The following is a 19,847-nucleotide window of genomic DNA, read 5'->3' as shown; positions in this document are numbered from 1 at the left end:
GAATATGCCGCACTTCCGGATTCGGATCGTGGAACGGCCGAACGGATCGTGCGTGAGGGTGCCTGGACCTCCGAGGGTAGCGCGTGGTCCGACGCGATGTCCAGAGGTTCTTCGTGCGCCGGCCGAGGTTCCTTATCGCGCGCGGGGAGGAACCTGCGCGCCCCGGAATTGTGCACAGCCCACAGCGACGCAGCAAACCTTCAACCTCTGCTTCAACCACGAATCCCTCCACAGGGTGTGGATTCGTGGATGCCTGATCAGAGGCCATTTCGGCAATATATCCCCCAGATACCCCGGTAGTTCTCCACAGAGGTTCTTCACAGGTGTGTCGGCGTTTCTCTCAGGCTTTCCACACAGTTATCCACAGGCCGTGTTGCGAGTGTCGGAGGCCGTCCATAGCGTGGTCAACGGCCAGCCGGGGCGCGAGATTTCGCGTGCGATCGGACGATGCAGCGAGCGAGAAGGGGACGCGCAGCCTATGTCGATCGCCGACATCTCCGAAGAGCGCATGGGAGGCCCTCGCGAAGGCGGCCGCAGAGAGTATGAGCGCACTCCCCCGCACGACCTCCTCGCCGAGCAGAGCGCACTCGGCGGCATGCTGCTCTCGAAGGATGCCGTCGCCGACGTCATCGAGACGCTCCGGGGCACGGACTTCTACATCCCGAAGCACGAGCTGATCTTCGAGGCGATCCTCACCCTCTACTCGCACGGCGAGCCCACCGACGTCGTCGCGGTCACCGACGAGCTCATCAAGACCGGCGACCTGCAGCGGGCGGGCGGCGCGGACTATCTGCATACGCTGACCTCGATCGTCCCGACCGCCGCCAACGCCGGCTACTACGCGTCGATCGTCTCGGAGCGCGCGCTGCTGCGCCGGCTCGTCGAGGCCGGCACCCGCATCGTGCAGATGGGCTACTCGGGTCAGGGCGAGGCGCTCGACCTCGTCAACAACGCCCAGGCCGAGATCTACTCCGTCACCGGCGCGGAGCAGGCCGAGGACTATGTGCCGCTGACGATCGCGGTGGACGCCGCCGTCGAAGAGATCGAGGCCGCTCGCGGCCGCGACGGCCAGATGACCGGCATCCCGACCGGCTTCTCGGGTCTCGACCAGCTCACCAACGGTCTGCACCCGGGCCAGATGATCATCATCGCGGCGCGACCGGCCATGGGTAAGGCGCTCGCGCTCGATACCCCGTTGGCGACCCCGTCAGGGTGGACGACGATGGGTGCCGTGAAGGTGGGCGATGAGCTGTACGACGCTCACGGCCGCCCGACACGGGTCGTTGCCGCGACCGAGGTCATGACCGGCAGGCCCTGCTATGAGGTCGAGTTCTCGGACGGCTCGAAGATCATCGCCGATGCTGAGCACCAGTGGCTGACTGAGACGCGCGCGGCCAGACGGAGGCGGCGCATCGAGCCGGCTGTCGTCACGACCGAACAGATGCGGACGACGCTCACCGTCGCGGCCGACGAGCGGGCCAACCACTCGGTGCGCAACGCGCGGGCGCTGCAGGCGCCGGAAGCCGATCTGCCCGTCGCGCCCTACGCCCTCGGCGCCTGGCTCGGCGACGGACACAGCGACGGCGCCCGGATGACCAGTGAGACCGACGAGATCCCGGCGCTCGTCGCGCGCAGCAGTGGCCTGCGGGTCGAGTCACGCGGCGGCATGCTGTACTCGCTCCAGCTCCTCGAGCGCGAAGATCTTGTCCGCCCCTGTGAGGTGTGCGGGGTCGACTTCGTCGCACGCCACCCGCACGTCCGGACCTGCGGCCGCACCTGCGGACCTAAGAACAAGGGCGCGCACCCCGAGAGGCTGTCGTGCCCGGACTGCGGCCGGCCGTTCTCGGGCGAGGCTCAGCGGTGCGCGGCCTGCTATCGCGATCACGGCTCGTTCACGGCGCTGCTGCGAAAGGCCGGTGTGCTCGGTGACAAGCACGTGCCTGCTGCCTACCTGCGGGCATCCGAGGCGCAACGGCGTGAGCTGCTCGCCGGGCTGCTCGACACCGACGGCACGGTCGTCAGGGGCGTCGGGTCCTGCCAGTTTGCGGTGACGAACAAGAAGCTCGCCGACTCGGTGTACGAGCTCATCGTCAGTCTCGGCTATCGATGCGGGCGCACGACCAAGCGCGTGAACGGTCGCACCGAGGCGTCTTCGACCGCCTACATCCTCAACTTCTCGACCACAGACGACGTGTTCTGGCTGGAGCGCAAGCGCGCTCTTCACGAGCAGGAGCGAGCGGCGAATGCGCTGCGCACAGGCATCCGCTACGTGAAGTCGATCCGCCCGATCGAGAGCGTGCCCGTCCGTTGTGTGCAGGTCGACAACGACGATCATCTGTACCTCGCGGGGGAATCGATGATCCCGACCCACAACTCGACGCTCGCGCTGGACTTCGCACGCTCTGCCGCGGTGAAGCACGACATGCCCACGATCTTCTTCTCGCTCGAGATGGGCCGCAGCGAGATCGCGATGCGCCTGCTGAGCGCCGAGGGCGCGATCCCGCTGCAGTCGATGCGCAAGGGCACGCTCGACTCGCGCGACTGGACGACGGTCGCCGCCACCCGCGGGCGCATCAACGACGCGCCGCTGTACATCGACGACAGCCCCAACATGACGCTCGTCGAGATCCGCGCCAAGTGCCGTCGCCTGAAGCAGCGCGCCGGTCTCAAGCTCGTCGTGATCGACTACCTGCAGCTGATGACCTCGGGCAAGCGCGTCGAGTCACGTCAGCAGGAGGTCTCGGAGTTCTCGCGTGCGCTCAAGCTGCTCGCGAAGGAGCTGCAGGTACCGGTCATCGCGCTGTCGCAGCTGAACCGTGGTGCTGAGCAGCGCGCCGACAAGAAGCCGGCACTGTCGGACCTGCGTGAGTCGGGCTCGATCGAGCAGGACGCCGACATGGTGGTGCTGCTGCACCGCGAGGCCGCCTACGAGAAGGACTCCCCGCGCGCCGGCGAGGCGGACCTCATCGTCGCCAAGCACCGCAACGGCCCCACCGACACGATCACGGTCGCCTTCCAGGGTCACTTCTCGCGCTTCACCGACATGGCGCCCGGCGACTTCGGGTGAGTTGTAGTTTTTTTGAAGTTGTCCATTTCGCAGATGAAATGTCCACGGTGTGTCCATATGGACATTTCGGGCATCGAATTCCTGCGGGGACACCGTCTCCGAGTCAGTTGTCATCTGCCACTGCTGGTAGCAGCGCCGCGAGTTCTGGTGTCCCGTACGTCAGGATGAATAGGCCCGACTTTCGTTCCGTTCTTCAAGCAAGAACTGCGTGTCCCGACCCGCCCCTACGCTGTAGTCGAAATGGATCTCGACGAAATTGACCGGCTGTGGGAGCGGCATCCGGCCTGGCGGCTCCTGCGCGCGCGCAACGCGCCCCTCATCCTGGCCTTCCTCGGCGGGGTGTTCGTCGACGAGAACCGCGGCGCGGTGTCCGCCGGCGAGCTCGTCTCATCGCTCGACGACTTCCTCTACGCGGTGCACCGCATCGACCCCGAGCGCTACCTCGCCGACCCCGCCGTATACCTCGATGATTGGGCGGCTTCGGACGCGGGTTGGCTGAGAAGGTTCTACCCTGCGGCGTCCGATGAGGTGCACTACGAGGCCACACCCGCGCTGGAACGTGCCTACGCATGGGCGCAGAGCCTGCGCAGTCGCGCGTTCGTCGGTACCGAGTCGCGATTGCAGACCGCCGTCGATCTGCTCCGTCAGATCGTGCACGGTTCCGAGACGGACGTAGACCACCGCATCGCGGAGATCGAGCGCCGCCGAGCGGCGATTGAGTCCGAGCTTGCCGAGGCCCGCATAGGACGATTCGACACGCTCGACGACACCGCGCTGCGTGAGCGGTATCAGCAGTTCGCCGCGACAGCCCGAGAGCTGCTCAGCGATTTCCGCGAGGTCGAGGAGAATTTCCGCGGCCTTGACCGATCGGCGCGCGAGAAGATCGCCGGGTGGGAAGGCGGCAAAGGCGAGCTGCTGGCCGATCTCGTCTCGAGTCGCACTGACATCACGGCGTCCGATCAGGGACGCAGCTTCCAGGCCTTCTACGATCTGCTGCTCTCAGAAGAACGCCAAAGCGAACTGACCGGTTTGCTCGAGGCTGTACAGTCGCTGCCGCAGCTGTCCGTCGACCGCCGACTGCGTGGCGTCCACTATGACTGGGCGGATGCCGCCGAGCGAACTCAGCAGACGGTGCGGAACCTCTCTGAGCAGCTGCGCCGGTTCCTCGAAGACCAGGTATGGGTCGAGAACCGGCGCGTACTCGATCTCGTGCGAGCTGTGGAGGCAGCCGCTCTCGCAGTTCGCGAGAACCCGCCGCGCGATGTCGGGCTCGTCGTGGACCAACCGGGCGTGCCGATCGCACTGCTCTTCGAGCGCCCTCTGTATGACCCGCAGCCTGACGTCGCCGTCGACAGTCTGCCCGCCCCCGCGGAGCTCGACGCGGTAGAGCTCGAGGGCCTGCTTGCGCAGCGGTTCGTCGACACCGAGCGGCTCGCTGAGAACATCCGGGCGGTTGTGCCGCTGCACACCTCGGTCGCGCTCGACGAGATCATTGCGCTATACCCCGTCGAGGAGGGGATCGCGGAGGTTCTCGGGTATCTGTCCTTGGATGGAGACGGCATCACCGTGGAGACGACCGACGAGCAGATGGTGATCGACTACTCGGATGCCGGAGGCGCCCCCCGCCGCGTCCGGATGAAGAGGGCGTTGGTGACGCGAGCATGAGGACCGCCGACGAGCAGGCGGTCGCGAGCGCGATCATTCACCTGATGCGCGACGTCGTGTATCGAGAGGTTCCGGCGCACGAGGCCGTGTGGGAGACTCTGCAGCGCCATCGGGGGCGTGTCGCTGACCACTTCGTCGCGATCGGCATCGACGTTGTCGTCGACGAGACCGAAGGCTACGCCTTTCTGTCGACGCGTGAGGCCGAAGATGGCGAGGAGCCTCTGCCGCGCCTTGTCCGTCGGCGGAGCCTCACGTACAACGTCAGCCTTCTCCTCGTGCTGCTACGCCGCCGCATGGTCGAGTTCGAGTCGACCGGCGGCGACGGCAAGCTCGTGCTCACTCGGGAGCAGCTCGTTGAGATGCTGCGGGTGTTTCAAGAGTCTTCGAGCAACGAGGCGCGCGTGATCGAGCAAGCCGACCGCACGATCTCCCAGGTTGCCGAGCTCGGCTTCCTCCGCGAGCTCCGCGGCCAAGAGCGCGCATGGGAGGTCCGCCGCATCATTAAGGCGTACGTCGACGCGCAGACCCTGTCCGACTTCGCCAGCCGGTTGAATGCCTATGCCGGCGCAACCAACACCGCGGATGGAGAACCGGCGTGACCGACACCCTCTTCTCGGCCCTCGAATCTCCGGCCGAGACTCATCTGCGCACGGGCTACCGGCTCCAGACCGTGGAGGTGTTCAACTGGGGGACCTTCGACAGGCACGTCTGGAACCTGCGTCTCGACGGTCAGACGTCGCTGCTGACCGGCGACATCGGTAGTGGCAAGTCGACGCTCGTAGATGCTGTGACCACACTCCTCCTGCCGGCGCACCGTATCTCGTACAACAAGGCGGCCGGCGCCGACATCAAGGAACGGTCGCTCCGCAGCTACGTCGACGGGCACTACAAGTCCGAGCGCAATGAGGCGACCGGCGCCTCGCGGCCGGTCGGGCTGCGCGACCACCGGTCGTACTCGGTGATCCTTGGCGTCTTCGCAAACGAGGGATACGGAGAGCAGGTCACCATCGCGCAGGTGTTCCACCAGAAGGATCGCACCGGCCAGCCCGATCGGTTCTTCGTGACCGCCTCAACCCCTCTGTCGATCGATCACGACTTCACCAACTTCGGCAGTGACCTGAAAGCGTTGCGCTCGCGACTGCGCGCCGGTGGTGCCGACATTGACAACACGTTCCCCGACTACCACCGGAAGGCACGCCGGCTCCTCGGCATCCGATCTGAGCAGGCGATGGAGCTGTTCCACCAGACGGTATCGATGAAGTCGGTCGGCAACCTAAACGACTTCGTTCGCAACCACATGCTCGAGCCAGTCGACGCAGCACCGAAGGTGAAGGCAATCGTCGAACACTTCGAGAACCTGGTGAAGGCGCATGAAGCTGTTCGCACGGCGACCGATCAAATTGCGGTGCTCGAACCGCTGGTCGCCGCCGCGGATCGGTACGACGACGCCGCGGGACGCCACGCGACCCTCACCGACCAACGCAGCGCGGTTGTGCCTTACTTGGCCGAGCGGGTGCGCGAGCTGCTCGCTGGGGAGATCAGTGCGCGAGAGGGCGAGGTTGCGGCTCTCGAGTCCCAGCGCGCCAACATCGACCGCCGTCGTGCCGACCTCGTGCCGGCGCGCGACCGACTCAAGCTCGAGCGGGCTGGAGTGGGCGGCGACCGGCTGAAGGAGCTCGACATCGAGATTCCCCGCGCGGAGGTCGAACGCGACAGCCGAGCCGACCGGCGGCGGAAGTACGACGCCCTGCTTCAGGATGCACAGCTCGCGCCGGCGGAGGATGCCGCAGGCTTCCTTTCCCGCCGAGAGGAAGCGGGTCTGCTGCGCGGGCGACTCGACGAACGGCGAGGCGCACTGAAGGACCGGCGGGATCCTCTCTTCGAACAGCGAACCGACCTCCGTCGGGCACGGGCCGCCTCGCAGGACGAGATCGATCGCCTGCGAGACGGACGCAGCAACGTCGGGCGCGACCTCGACCGAGTGCGCGGCGAGCTGTGCGCGGCGCTGAATCTGGAAACCGATGTACTGCCGTTCGCTGGTGAGCTGCTCGACGTCCGCGACGATCACGCGGAGTGGCGTGGCGCCGCCGAGCGCGTGATGCGCGGCTTCGCGCTGTCGCTCCTCGTGCCGCAAGAGCACTACGCGGCGGTGTCGGAGTGGGTGAACGCACATCGGCTCGGCGCGCGCCTGGTGTACCTGCGGGTGCCCGAGCGGCGTGTGCGCAGCATCCCGACGGCGCGATCTGGCCGCCGACTCATCGACGCGATCGACGTCGAGCCGGGATCGTTCGCGGACCACCTTGCGGCGGAGCTCGCGTCGCGCGCCGATCACGTGCTCGCGGCATCCGTGGAGGAGCTCCGGCGCGAGGAACGTGCCGTCACGCGCGAGGGCCTCGTGCGCGATCGTGACCGTCACGAAAAGGACGACCGCCGTAGCGCCTCCGACCCGCGAGCGTGGGTGCTGGGCCGCGTCAGCGAGCAGAAGATTGCGGCGCTTACCGAAGAGCGCGACCGGTACGACGTCGAACTCGCGCGCCTTGACCGCGATTTCGCCACGTTGGATGCAGAGGCCGACGCTCTCGCAGGGCTTGGTCGGGCACTGACTGGTCTCGAGCAGTACGGGGCGTGGCGCGAGGTCGACACAGCTGAGGCGTCCGCTCAGCTCGCCGCGCTGGAAGCAGAACGCGAACGCCTTGTGGCAGGGTCGTCCGCTCTCGTGGAGATCGATCGTCAGCTCGCCGAGGTCGACGAGGAGGATGCGCGTCTGCGCGGAGACGCCAATGCGGCAACAGAGCGATTGGGCGCCGCCCGTGCCGCGGCCACCGCGATGCGCACGCGCGACGACGCCGAACGGACGGCGATCGACGCGATGGGGCCGGACGTCGTCGCCCGAGCACGCGAGCACTATCCTGACCTCGCCGATCGTCTCACCCGCGCCGAGGTGCGCACAGTGGAGGACTGTGACCGACTGCGGACGAGTCTTACCGGTACCTTGACGACGGCGATCGAGGCAGCGCAGCGGGAGATGAACGGCTACACCACTGGCATCCAGCAGCAGATGAGCGAATTCCTGCGGAGTTGGCCCGATCAGCGATCCGAACTCGACGCGAGCGTGCGCGCCATCACCGGGTTCCGTGAGCTTCACGCGCGCGTGCTTCGGGACGACCTGCCGCGCTACGAGGAGGAGTTCCGTCACCAGCTCAACACCAATGCAGTGCGCGAGCTTGCCCAGTTCAACGCGTGGCTGCGGCGGCAAGCGGATGAGATCCGCGGACGCGTCGACGTCATCAACGAGGCACTCGCAGCGATCGACTACTACCCGGGTCGCATCATCGTGCTCGTCGCGGAGCCGACCGTCAACCAGGAGATTAGGCAGTTCCGCGCAGACCTGCGTGACGCGACGGCAGACCTCCTTTCCGAAGTCGGAGCCGGCGCCGCAGAGGCGCGTTTCGAGCAGATCCGGCTGCTGATCGAGCGGTTCCAGGGGCGGGTCGGCCACGCGGACGCCGACCGCGCGTGGGTGCGACGCGTCAGCGATGTGCGCAACTGGTTTACGTTCGCGGCGAGTGAGCAGGACCGGCGCACGGGCCAGGAATTTGAGCACTACACCGATTCCGATGGCAAGTCCGGCGGGCAGAAGGAGAAGCTCGCCTACACGATCCTCGCGGCCTCCCTGGCCTACCAATTCGGGTTGGAGTGGGGCGTCGAGAAATCCCGCGACTTCCGATTCGCGGTCATCGATGAAGCGTTCGGGCGCGGATCGGATGCGTCGACCCGTTACGCCCTCGAACTGTTTGCCAAGCTGGGACTTCAACTGCTCATCGTTACTCCACTGCAGAAGGTGCACGTGATCGAGCGGTACGTCAGCTCGATCGGGTTCGTCGACAACCCGACCGGCGCGGCCTCGCGCGTGCAGACGCTGACGATCGAGGAGTTTCGCGAGCGACAGCGGAGCCGCGGATGAGCGACCCGACGCGCTGGACTACGCCCGCCAGTATCGCCGCGGCGGTGCGGCGCCGCTGGGACGACGGGTCGCTGCTGCGCGCGTTCGCGACGGGAGACCCGTGTCCGGCGATCGAGGTGCCTGTACGCGGACCGGTCGCGGCCGATCTCGGCGCCCACTACGAACTTGCACGGGCGTGGGCCGAGGGCATCCGCGCCGCCTCGCACAACGATCGCGCCTACGTCGTGGTGACCGGGCGAATCGGTGGTCGGCTCGCGGGGACGACCGAATTGCCGGTGCGTGCCGTCGTGGACACATACGACCGAGCTTGGCGAGTCCTCGGAACGGCGACGGACGCGGTGGTCTTCCGAGCGCTCGTCGACTCGGCGCGATCGGTGCCTGAGGCACGCGAGTGGGCGCTCCGATCGCCCATCGCGGCCGTTGAGCTCGCAGACGAGTGGCCGACGGTGCTCGCGGCGCTGCAGTGGTTGACCGCAAACCGAAACTCCGGCCTGTACCTGCGGCAGGTAGCCGCGCATGGCGTCGACACGAAGTTCATCGAGCGCCACCGCAGCGTGCTGGCGGCGATGCTGGGCGTGCCTGTCCGCGGATTCGCCTCGGCGCTCGGTTACGCGACGAAACCTGCGACGGTGCGGCTGAGGTTTGCCCCGGGCGTGCTGGCGATGCCGTCGGGGCTCTCCGAGGCGGTCCTGCGCACCGACGAGCTGCGCAGACTCGTGGTGCGCCCGCAGCGCGCTCTGATCGTTGAGAACGAGATCACCTACCTGAGCGTTCCCGTCCCCGACGGGGGCGTCGTGCTGTGGGGTAAGGGGTATGACGCGAACGAACCCGCCTCCCTGCGGTGGCTGAGCGGGATCGACGTGGACTACTGGGGTGATCTGGATACGCACGGATTCGGCATTCTGCATCGCGTGCGCGCATGGCTGCCACAGGCACAGTCGGTGCTGATGGATCGTGAGACGCTGCTCGCGCACGAAGACCGGTGGGGGGAAGAGTCTTCCCCGACCACCGCCCGGCTAGTCAACTTGGATCCTGCGGAGACCGCCCTGTACTCAGACCTCGTCACCGACCGTTACGGCACGCGGGTCCGGCTGGAGCAAGAGCGCATTGACTGGGACTGGGCGCTGCCGCGCCTGGTCGCAGGCGGCTTGACGGTCGCGGGCGGTGGACAAGTCACATAACTATGGGCAAGCCAGAGCATGGACATTTCGCGTCGGCCTTGCGAATAAATCCGATGTCATCATGGACATCTCCAAGCGGTTCCTACAAGTGCGGTCCCGTCGCGCCGGGGGATCATCGCGGACTGACCGGGCCGGCGGGCACTGATCCCCGTTCGCCGGTGCCCGCACCGACGAGAACGTCTTTCCGCTTCCTGCCGTCCACCGTGCGAGCGTCGATGCGGCGAGCACCCGACGCCGGCGGCAGCGCGATCCGCGCCCGTTCGGGTTCGTCGAGCGGCCGATGCACCTCGACGTACTCCCCGCCAGGAAGGCGGAGGATGCGTCCTGTCTCGTACCCGTGCTCCAGCAGCATCCGGTCCTTCTGCTGCAGGCCGAGGGCGACCCGGCGCGCCACGCTGAACCCGACGACCGGTCCGACGACGAGCGCCGCCTGCAGCGTCAGGATGACGTGCTCGATGCTCACCGAGAACGTCGTCGCGAGGATGTCGGCACCTCCGGCCGCCCACAGCACGCCCACGAAGAGGAGCCCGGCGACTCCCACGCCGGTCCGTCCCGGTGCGGCGCGCGGGCGGTCCAGGAGGTCATGGTCACGCCGGTCGCCGGTGAGCCGCTCTTCGATGTAGGGGTACAGGGTGAGCAAGGCGAAGAACGCGCCCACGACGGCGAGTGGTGCGAGCACCGCAAGCGTCCAGGTGCGGCCGAGCCATTGAAGCTCCCACCCCGGCGGCACCAGACGCAGGGCGCCGTCGAGGAAGCCGGTGTACCAGTCCGGCTGGCTTCCGGCGCCGGCGTTCGCCGGGTCGGAAGGGCCGTACAGCCAGATCGGGCTCACGGTGACGGTCGCCGAGACGAGCATCAGCAGTCCTGTGACGACGGCGAACAGCCCGCCGGCACGCACCGCGGCCGTGGGGACGAGCAGCGCGCCGACGACGCGATCCGCGGCGCGACCCTGCCCGGGGAACTGCAGCGGGCCGTGGCGCCATGCCGCGACGGCCCGCAGGGTGAGGAATGCGACGAGAGCCGCGGGGAACACGACGATGTGGAGCGGGTACAGGTTCTCGATGATCCGTCCCGGGAACGCGCCGCCGAAGAGCGCGGAGGCGAGCCAGGTGCCGACGACGGGGATGCCGAGGACGATGCCTTCCACGATGCGAAGACCCGTGCCCGACAGCATGTCGTCAGGAAGCGCGTAGCCGCTCCAGCCCGAGGCGACGGCTGCCAGGAAAGCGAGGACCAGCAGGACCCACATCGCCCGGCGCGGTCGCCGGTAGCCGCCGGTGAAGAAGGCCACCACGAGCTGCACCACGATCGAAGCCGGCAGCATCAGCGCGGACCAGTGGTGCGCCTGACGCAGCAGCCTGCCGCCGGGAACCTCGAACGTGATGTGCATGGTCGAGGCGAATGCCCGTGAGACCGCGGCACCGTGCAACGGCGCGTATGCCCCCGTATAGCTGATCGTCTCGCTCGACGGCGTGTAGACGAACATCAGGGCGATGCCGGTCATCATCACGACCACGAATGACGCGACGGTGACGACCCCGAACAGGTTGGTCCAGTGACGAGGCACGGCTCGCCCGCGCATCTGCTGCCACACATCGCCGATCCGCCGCCCGAGCACCCGGGTGCCGGCGAGGCCTTCGCTCAGCCGGTCGGTGAGCGAACGGCGGTGGCGCGGTTCCCTCTTCCGAGAGTGTCTGTTCCGACTCGCGATGCCTCGCACGTCCGGCCTCCTCGTATGGCTTCACACATACGACACCGCAGACCGCCCGCGTGTGACGGGCCCGGAACTCGGGTGGACGAGCCGCGGCGCGGGGGAACGCACCGGTACAGCCGGTCCGTTCCCCCGCGCCGCGGTCGCCTGGTGGATGTCAGGACGGGGGTTCGTCCGAGTCCTTCCGCGAGTACCTCGGGTCCTCCCAGGCCTGCGTCGTGCCGGCCCAGTAGCCGTACCACCAGAAGAAGGGGTAGATCACCCGGTCCTCTGCGTAGGGCGTCGGCGCCGCGGTGACCAGTCCGGCGGCCACCGCACCCGCCACGGAGCCCGCCGCCAGCGCGTCGACGATCCGTCCGACGACATCCAGGACGCGCTCGCCGAGCGTGCGCCGGACGGGTGTGCCGCTCGGCGGGCCGGCCTCGGGGTCGGCGGCCTCCGCGTGGGGAGTCCTCGCGCGGCCCACCGCCGGGGCCGTGGCCTCGACCAGGTGCTGGTAGAGCACGTCGAGCTGCGACGGCGTGAGGCGATCGAACCATTCGACCTCTTCGGCCGTGATCGGCGTGAGCTGCGCCCCCTGCGCGACGTGCGCCCGCTCGTAGTCCGCCGCCGCCCGGCGGTCGTGCCGGGACGGTCCGTCGTGCCCCGTCACGGCGCTCACGGCGTCGGCTCCCCTCGGTCGGGATCGTCGAGCTCCCCGCCCGTCACGCCCGCTACCGCGTCCAGCACGACGGCGGCCACGGCATCCGGGTGGGATACGGCCACGGCGTGCGAGGCACCCGGCAGTTCGACGGTTCCCCGTGCGACGGCGCGTGCAGCGCCGGCTCGCAGGACCGCCGGTGGGATGTTCCGGTCGGCGCTGCCGAACACGTGCCAAGAGGGCACCCGAGCCCATCCCGGCTCGTCGGCGACGAGGCCCGCGGTCAGCGCTGCCTCGGTGACGGGACGCTGCGTCGCCGCCATCAGACGCGCCTCGGCCTCGGGCACGTCGGCGGCGAACTGGGCCGGGAAGGCGTCGAGGCGGATCGCGAACTCGTCGCCGCCCGTGGCGAGGGGGTACGACGTGAGCGCGTCGCCCAGGGTGCTGCCTGGCTCGCTGTTCGAGAGCTCCAGCGCGCTCTGCCCCGTCGCGGGGACGAACGCCGACACGTAGACGAGCCCCACGACCGCGTCGTTGCCCGCCGCCGCCTCGGTGATGACCATCCCGCCGTACGAGTGGCCCACGAGCAGGACCGGGCGCCCGAGCGACGCGACGACATCGCGCACATAGGCGGCATCGCCGGCGAGCGACCGGAGCGGGTTGGCGACCGCCCGCGCGTCGATGCCGCGCCCGCGCAGTCGCGACAGGACGCCGTTCCACGAGGCGGACTCGGCGAAGGCGCCATGAACCAGCACGACGACGGGCGAGGTGACCTCGCTGTTGCCGGTCATCGGGCCCACCGCCCCACGTCGAGGATCGCCCGGGCGAAGGCATCCGGCGCCTCCTGGGGAAGGTTGTGTCCGATGCCCCCGGCGACCACGCGGTGCTCGTAGCGTCCGGAGAACTTCGGCGCGTAGGCCGAGGCATCCGGATGCGGTGCCCCGTTCGCATCCCCCTCGAGCGTGATGGTCGGCACGTCGATCGACGGAGCGTGCGCGAGCAGCGCCTCGGTCGCATCGAGTCGCGGATCTCCCTCGGCGAGCCCGAGGCGCCAACGGTAGTTGTGGATCACGATGTCGACGTGGTCGGGGTTGTCGAACGCGACGGCGCTCGCGGCGAACACGTCGTCGTCGAAGGCCCACTGCGGAGACGCGAGGCGCCAGATCAGCTTCGCGAAGTCGCGGCGGTACCGGTCGTAGCCTTCCCGCCCCCGCTCGGTCGCGAAGTAATACTGGTACCACCACTGCAGCTCGGCAGCAGGCGGAAGCGGCGCCGCCCCGGCAGCCTGGCTGCCGATGAGGTAGCCGCTCACCGAGACCAGCCCGAGGGTGCGCTCGGGATGGAGGGCTGCCACGATGTCGGCCGTGCGGGCGCCCCAGTCGAAACCGGCGACGATCGCACGATCGACGCCGAGCGCGTCCAGCAGCGCGAGTGCGTCATCCGCCAGCGCCGACTGCTGCGCGTTGCGCAGCGTCTCGGACGACCGGAAGACGGTCTCGCCGTGGCCACGCAGGTACGGCACGACGACCCGGTGACCGGCGTCGACCAGTCGGGGAACGACCTCGACGAAGCTGCGGATGTCGTAGGGCCAGCCGTGCAGCAGCAGGACGACCGTGCCGTCGCGGGGTCCTTCGTCGACGTACGCGACGTTCAGCTCGCCGGCGTCGATGTGGTGCAGGCTCGCGAACGGGTCGGCGGTCGCCGCATCGCTCACGGTCGAGGGGAGTGTCTGAGACATCCTGATTCCTTTCGTTCGTGGTTCCGGATCAGAGCGCGGCCAGCGCCTCGCGCAGGACGGCGAGCCACGCGTCGGCGGTCGCCGGGTCGGTGTGCGAGCCGTGGTGGCCGGGGAAGGTGACGAACGGCACGCCCAGTTCGTCGGCGACGCGGCGTGAGGTGCGGCCGAAGGGCAGCCCGAGGCTCAGTTCGCCGGCGCCTGCCACGACCTTGACCCCGTTGGCTTTGATCGCCGCGAGAGCGGGGGCGTAGTTCGTCAGCGGGAGCATCTGCTCCTTCACGTAGAAGTCCGCGAAGTCCAGGCCCGGCAACGCGTCCAGGTTCGGGCGCAGCGCGTCGACCTCGGCCTGACTGAACGGCTTGCCCGCATTGAACGGGAGCTGCGTCAGTGCGAGGAAGTCGAAGAACGCGGGCTTGGCGCCTTCGGTCCACGCGGTGCGGTAGATGCCGGCGATCGCCGCGCGGAAGTCGTCCGCGTCGGGGAGCACGCGGATCACGGGCGGCTCGTGGGCGACGAAGCCGTCGATGAGCTCGGGGTGGTGCTTCGCGAGTTCGAGCCCCACCAGGGCGCCCGCGCTGTTGCCGAACACGAGAGCACGGCCGACGCCCGCTGCGCGCAGCACCGCGCGGACATCCCGTGCCTGCTGACCGATCTCGTACTGCCGCGGCGCGTTGCCGGTGCTGCGTCCGAACCCGCGCGGGTCGTACGTGATCACCGTGTGGTCGGCGGCGAGGGGGTCGGCGATCAGCCCGTACGCGGAGGCGTCGCCAGGAGTGCCCGGCAGCAGGATGATGGGCGCACCCGTGCCGCGCACGTCGAAGACGAGCTCGTCGCCTTCGACCGAGACCCGGTCGGTGTAGATGCCGGTGGTCATGACGTCCTGGATGGACATGGATGCTCCTTGTCTGTCATGAGCGAATGACCGCCGGGCCACTCGTTCTGTGACGTCGGGCGGGATCGCCGCGACGTGCTTCGACGATCCCACCGAAGCGCTTCGCGCGGCGCCGGTTCCCCCTACCGGGCCGACCCCCGGGTGAGGGCACCGGGGCACTGGGGCGCGGCCCGTGGCCGCACGTCACCGACGCCCCCGGATGCGCCCTGCACGCACGGATGCCGGCCCCAGGAGGGACCGGCATCCGATGGAGAGGCGACGCGGACGGATCAGCGCGAGCCGAAGAGCGCGACTCCTGCCCACAGGGCGCACTTGTGATCCAGCGCGAAGCCGCGCTCGACGGCCGGTGCCGGGTCATCGAGCGAGAGCACCTGGGTGCGCAGGTCGAACCGCGGCCAGGCGGCATCCTTCGTCGACGGCGAGCCGGACGCGGCGAACTGCACCCAGGCCTGCTGCATGGTCGACGCGAGCTGCTGCTGGTCGGCCGTCAGCGAGCCGGGGAGCGGCGCGTTGGGCTGGCCGAACAGGTAGGCGAGCTCGGACTGATGCGTCGCTGCGGCGGGCGCTCCCAGCGAGTCGGGCACGTACAGCTGCGGCGCCTGGGCGTCGTTGAACTCGTACGCATACGTCGGCACCCAGGCCGCGGCGGCCGCGTCGAGCGCGAATGCCGGGCACGAGAAGTTGGCGTCGGAGTTGAGCACGGTGAACGCGTGCTCGGGGGTCGCATACGCCGACAGCGGATACGCCGCGGCGATCCGGGCCGCGGTCCGCTCACCCACGCCGAGGCTCGAGGCGATCGCCGCCTCGTAGTTGCCGGCATCCACGGGTCCCGGGCCGATCACCGTGGCGCCCTTGGTGACGCTGACGCCGAGAGGCACGAAGATGCGCTCCTCCTGCGTGTTCACGCCGTTGATGATCGGCACGCGGTTGAAGCGGCCGGTGGCGATCGCGACGCCCACCGAGCTCTTCAGGACCGTGCCGTCCACCACGCCCGGGGTGAGTGACAGCGGCTGGTTCGCGACGAGCGCGTCGACCGGCACCTGGCGCAGGCATTCGGCCGTCTGGTCGGCGCAGCCGACGGCCGCCGCGGCGGCGCGTCCCTCGGTCTCTGCCTGGGCGAGCGACTTCTGGATCGGAGCGAACGCGCCGCTCTGGATCACCGCGGCCTGGAACAGCCCCTTCGCACCGGGCGACGCCAGCTGCATCTCGACCGAGAGGCCGCCGGCCGACTGCCCGGCGATGGTCACACGCCCGGCATCCCCGCCGAAGCGTCCGATGTTGTGCTGCACCCACCGGAGGGCTGCCTGCTGGTCCATGAGGCCGTAGTTGCCCGAGGCGCCGTTGCCGTCAGCGAGCGCCGGGTGCGACAGGAACCCGAGCAGACCGAGGCGGTAGTTGATGGTGACGACGATGGCGCCCTTCGATGCGAGATCCGACGCCTCGTAGTCCGCGCCCTCGCCGATCTCGAAGCCGCCGCCGTGGATCCAGACGATGACCGGCAGATCGTGCGACCCGCGTGCTGAGGCGGCCGCCGCGGGGACGGTCACGTTGAGGTACAGGCAGTCCTCGCTCGACCCGTTCGGGCTCGGCGGTGCCTGGGGGCACACCGGCGAGTACACGGTGGCGTCGCGGACGCCGGTCCAGGCGGCCACGGGCTGCGGCGCTCGCCAGCGCAGGTCGCCGACCGGCGCCGCGGCGTAGGGAACGCCGCGGAACTCGACGCCGCTCGCCGTCGCGACGCCCTGCAGTGCGCCGCTGTCGACGGTGACCAGCGTCGCCGCCGGCGACGAGGAGCCGGTGGATGCCGTCCTACTGAGCTCTGCGGCGCTCGCCGCCGGAGCGAGCGACCCCCAGCAGGCCGCGAGGACCAGGAAGGCGGCGAGCACCGCCAGGACGCGGACGGAGAGGGTGCGGAGGGGGTGGCTGCCGGCGCCGTCCCGCCCGGTGCCGGCGGAGGCCGCCGACACCGACGCGGCGGGGAGCCGTGGGGTGTTGTTGTTCATGCAGCCACCGTCGCCGATCCCGCCGCGCTCGCGCGCCGGTGGTGCTGCCGGGGGCCGGGCCCGGGAGGCCCCTGGCCGCACCCGGGACCTACGGGCCGATGACGGGGGCGAGCTAGCCGACCGACGCCGACGGCTCGCGCAACGCGCGTGCCAGTTGACGTCTCGACGTCACGCCGAGCTTGGTGAACACCTTGCGAAGGTGCCACTCGACGGTCCGGGGGCTGAGGAACAGCTGCGCGCCGATCTCGGGGTTCGTGTTGCCGCCGGCCGCCAGCCGCGCGATCTGCCGCTCCTGCGCGGTGAGCTCGTCGACCGGGCCGTCGGCGCCGCGGTGCACGACCTCTCCGGTCGCTCCGAGCTCACGGGCGGCGCGGTCGGCGAAGGCGTGCGCGCCCATCCGTGTAAAGAGGTCGTGCGCTCGCCGCAGTGCCTCCCGGGCTTCGACACGACGGTTCTGGCGACGCAGCCACTCGCCGTACAGCAGGTGGGCGCGCGCGGTCGCGGTCGTGATCCGGGTGCGGCCGAGCTCGCTGATCGCCGCGAGGTACAGCGCTTCGGCGTCGCGGTCATCGGCCACCAGCGCAGCCGACCGGGACGCGAGCCCACGCGCCCAGTCGGTGCCCGTCGCCTCGGCGATCTCGTGCAGCCGTGCGAGGGACCGACGGGCCTCATCGGGCTCGCCGGCGCGAGCGGCGGCCTCGACATGCTCGGGAAGCACCCATGCCGCCAGGCCGATGTCGAACGGATGGCCATCGGCCGCCGACGTCGCCGCGAGCGCCTCGGCGTAGCGGCCGGTCGAGTTCTGCAGGACCCCCTCCTGCAGGGCGTTCGAAAGGAGCCACTGGCCCTCGCCTTGCGCGCCACGCGCCTGCACCAGTGCCCGCGATTGACCCATCGCGACGGCATCCCCGCGATATGCCGCGAACCAGCCTTCGCGGTCGGGCAGCTCCGGGAAGTCCCGCGCGGTGATGACGTCGCGGACGGCAGCGTACTGCTCTTCCGCGTGGGCGATGTTGCCGCTCATGAGCTGGAGCGGGTACCACTCGGCCATGGCCATCAGCAGCGACGACAGTGCGCCTTCGCGGCGACAGGCTCCCACGAACTCCTCGGCGAGCTGCGTGTACGCGTCGTCGTCGAGCAGCACCCGCGAGACCAGGCAGGCCAGCGGCAGCCAGCGCAGCGCGCCGATCTCGTCGCCGATGTCGCCGCCCAGGCCGCGCCGGGGGTCGCGGGCGGCCGGCGGATCCGCGATCGGGCTGCGATCCAGCGCCCGCAGCGCATCGAGGGCCTCGCGCAGGCGTGGCGCCGCAGCGCCGTAGCCGTCGATGGCGAGCACGGCCAGCCCCTCCAGGGCCGCGGCCGCAGCGCGTGCCCCCGCGTTGAGCGGCTCGACCGGGCGCGCTGCGAGGATGCCGCGCGCGACCTCGGCGAGGCCGACGCCGTGCGCGCGCGAGCCGACCAGCACCGCAGCGATGTAGGCGTTCGCATAGGTCGCGAGCGCCGCATCGCTGTCGTGCTGCTCGAGCCGGCGCGCCGCCTCGAGGAGCGCTCCGGCGGCGTTCCGGCCCGGGGCGACATAGAACAGGACCTGACCGCGCACCAGATCGATGCGGGCGCGCTGATGCTCGTCGAGCAGCTCGGGCTCGGCCCCGTCGAGCAGGCGCAGCGCCTGCTGCATGCCGCCCGCGCGGAACGTGTCCTCCGCGGCCATCAAGGCTCGGCGGGAGCGCATCTGCGCGTCGGGGGTCAGCGACGCCCCGCGTGCGTGGAACATCGCGGCCGCGACGAGGCCGCCCCGCAGTCGCGCGCGCACCGCGGACGCCACCAGCTCGGCCGCGACGTCCTCGTCGAGCCCGATCGATCCCTCGGCGAGGTGCCACGCCCGGCGATCCGGGTCGGTGTCGGGGTCCGTCGCAGCAGCCAGCGCCAGGTGGGCGGCACGCCGGTCGGCCGCGGACTGGGCGGTGACGACCGCCGATCGCACGAGTGGATGCCGGAACCGCACCTTCGCGCCGACCTCGACCAGCTCGTCCTCGACGGCGGGGGTGAACGCCGAGGCGTCGAGCCCGAGGCGCTCCGCGGCCCCCAGCACCAGGACGGGATCCCCGACCGGCTCCAGGGCGGTGATCAGCAGGATGCGCCGCGTCTCGGAAGGCAGCGCCTCCACACGGTGCCGGAACGATGCTTCGATCCGCCCGGCGACGCCGTTGCGGCCCACCGCGCTCGCGACTCCGCCGAAGTCCAGCGCGTCGGCGCCGCGGTGCAGCTCGACGAGCGCGAGCGGGTTGCCGTGCGCCTCGGCGATGATCCGGTCCCGCACGGCCGGGTCGACCGGACCGGGCATGACCGTGGCCAGCAGCGCACGCGCGTCGTCGTCGTCCAGCGGGCTCACCGTGAGGTCGTCGATCGCCGCGAACCGCTCGTCGACGGGCTCGCGCACGGCGAGCACCAGTCCGACCGACTCGGCGACCAGTCGCCGTGCGACGAAGGCCAGCACCTGCGCCGACGCCTGATCCAGCCATTGGGCGTCGTCGACGAGACACAGCAGCGGCTGGGCCTCGGCGGCATGGCTGAGCAGGCTGAGGGCCGCGAGGCCCACGAGGAACCGGTCCGGCGCGGGCCCGGTGCGCTGGCCGAACGCCACTCCGAGGGCGACCGCCTGCGGTTCGGGCAGCGCGTCCAGCCCGTCGAGGATCGGAGCGCACAGCTGCTGGAGCCCCGACAGCGGGAGCTCCATCTCGGACTCGACCCCGACGGCGCGCAGCACGCGGCATCCCGTCGCCTGATCGGCGAGGTAGTCGAGCAGCTCGGACTTGCCGAGGCCGGCCTCGGACCGGATCACGAGGGATCGGCTCTCGCCGCCGCGAAGGCTGGAGACGAGCCGATCCAGCCGCTCGCGTTCGCGGCGACGACCGATCAGCGACGGTGCGGGTCCAGGGGGCGCCATGTTCGGTCAGCATACTGGCCTGAGAGCGCTCTCGCGCAC

Annotated in this window: 12 protein-coding genes; 5 read left to right on the top strand and 7 right to left on the bottom strand. The window is 69.8% G+C overall.

Annotated elements, in window-relative coordinates; genetic code table 11:
- Positions 1-4: 4 nt before the first annotated feature.
- From dnaB to FB391_RS17040, 5 genes are all read left to right on the top strand, one after another.
- Positions 5-3,067 carry a replicative DNA helicase gene (dnaB, locus tag FB391_RS17060; protein WP_342778212.1) on the top strand — a complete coding sequence of 1,021 codons (3,063 nt, stop codon included), beginning with the start codon at positions 5-7 and terminating at the stop codon, positions 3,065-3,067.
- Between the two features lie 240 nt (positions 3,068-3,307).
- A complete protein-coding gene (locus FB391_RS17055) occupies positions 3,308-4,732 on the top strand; it encodes a DUF3375 domain-containing protein (protein ID WP_141896283.1) in 1,425 nt (474 codons plus the stop codon).
- Complete coding sequence (locus tag FB391_RS17050) at positions 4,729-5,331, top strand: DUF4194 domain-containing protein (RefSeq protein WP_141896282.1); 603 nt, start codon at positions 4,729-4,731, stop codon at positions 5,329-5,331. The genes FB391_RS17055 and FB391_RS17050 overlap by 4 nt, the downstream gene beginning before the upstream one ends.
- Complete coding sequence (locus tag FB391_RS17045) at positions 5,328-8,696, top strand: ATP-binding protein (RefSeq protein WP_141896281.1); 3,369 nt, start codon at positions 5,328-5,330, stop codon at positions 8,694-8,696. The genes FB391_RS17050 and FB391_RS17045 overlap by 4 nt, the downstream gene beginning before the upstream one ends.
- Positions 8,693-9,877: a Wadjet anti-phage system protein JetD domain-containing protein gene (locus tag FB391_RS17040; protein ID WP_141896280.1), complete on the top strand. Its 1,185-nt coding sequence runs from the start codon at positions 8,693-8,695 to the stop codon at positions 9,875-9,877. Before FB391_RS17045 ends, FB391_RS17040 begins: the two co-directional genes overlap by 4 nt.
- A gap of 112 nt (positions 9,878-9,989) precedes the next feature.
- Here FB391_RS17040 and qcrB read toward each other — a convergent pair whose 3' ends face one another.
- From qcrB to FB391_RS17005, 7 genes are all read right to left on the bottom strand, one after another.
- On the bottom strand, positions 9,990-11,597 hold the full coding sequence (qcrB, locus tag FB391_RS17035; protein WP_484211082.1) for a cytochrome b: 1,608 nt from the start codon (positions 11,595-11,597) through the stop codon (positions 9,990-9,992).
- A gap of 148 nt (positions 11,598-11,745) precedes the next feature.
- Entirely contained in the window at positions 11,746-12,249 is a 504-nt protein-coding gene (locus FB391_RS17030; protein ID WP_141896279.1) for a hypothetical protein, read from the bottom strand.
- Complete coding sequence (locus FB391_RS17025; protein ID WP_141896278.1) at positions 12,246-13,019, bottom strand: alpha/beta fold hydrolase; 774 nt, start codon at positions 13,017-13,019, stop codon at positions 12,246-12,248. Before FB391_RS17025 ends, FB391_RS17030 begins: the two co-directional genes overlap by 4 nt.
- Complete coding sequence (locus FB391_RS17020; RefSeq protein ID WP_141896277.1) at positions 13,016-13,966, bottom strand: alpha/beta fold hydrolase; 951 nt, start codon at positions 13,964-13,966, stop codon at positions 13,016-13,018. The genes FB391_RS17025 and FB391_RS17020 overlap by 4 nt, the downstream gene beginning before the upstream one ends.
- Before the next feature lie 28 nt (positions 13,967-13,994).
- A complete protein-coding gene (locus tag FB391_RS17015; protein WP_141896276.1) occupies positions 13,995-14,858 on the bottom strand; it encodes an alpha/beta fold hydrolase in 864 nt (287 codons plus the stop codon).
- A 269-nt stretch (positions 14,859-15,127) separates the two neighbouring features.
- Entirely contained in the window at positions 15,128-16,861 is a 1,734-nt protein-coding gene (locus tag FB391_RS17010) for a carboxylesterase/lipase family protein (protein WP_141896275.1), read from the bottom strand.
- A gap of 112 nt (positions 16,862-16,973) precedes the next feature.
- Positions 16,974-19,808 (bottom strand): helix-turn-helix transcriptional regulator, encoded by a 2,835-nt coding sequence (locus FB391_RS17005; protein ID WP_141896274.1) that lies wholly within the window; start codon positions 19,806-19,808, stop codon positions 16,974-16,976.
- Positions 19,809-19,847 lie beyond the last annotated feature (39 nt).

The organism is Microbacterium kyungheense, from assembly GCF_006783905.1.
Lineage (GTDB): Bacteria > Actinomycetota > Actinomycetes > Actinomycetales > Microbacteriaceae > Microbacterium > Microbacterium kyungheense.
Note: the sequence above shows the minus strand (reverse complement) of the source record. Positions and strands in the feature narration are given on the sequence as shown.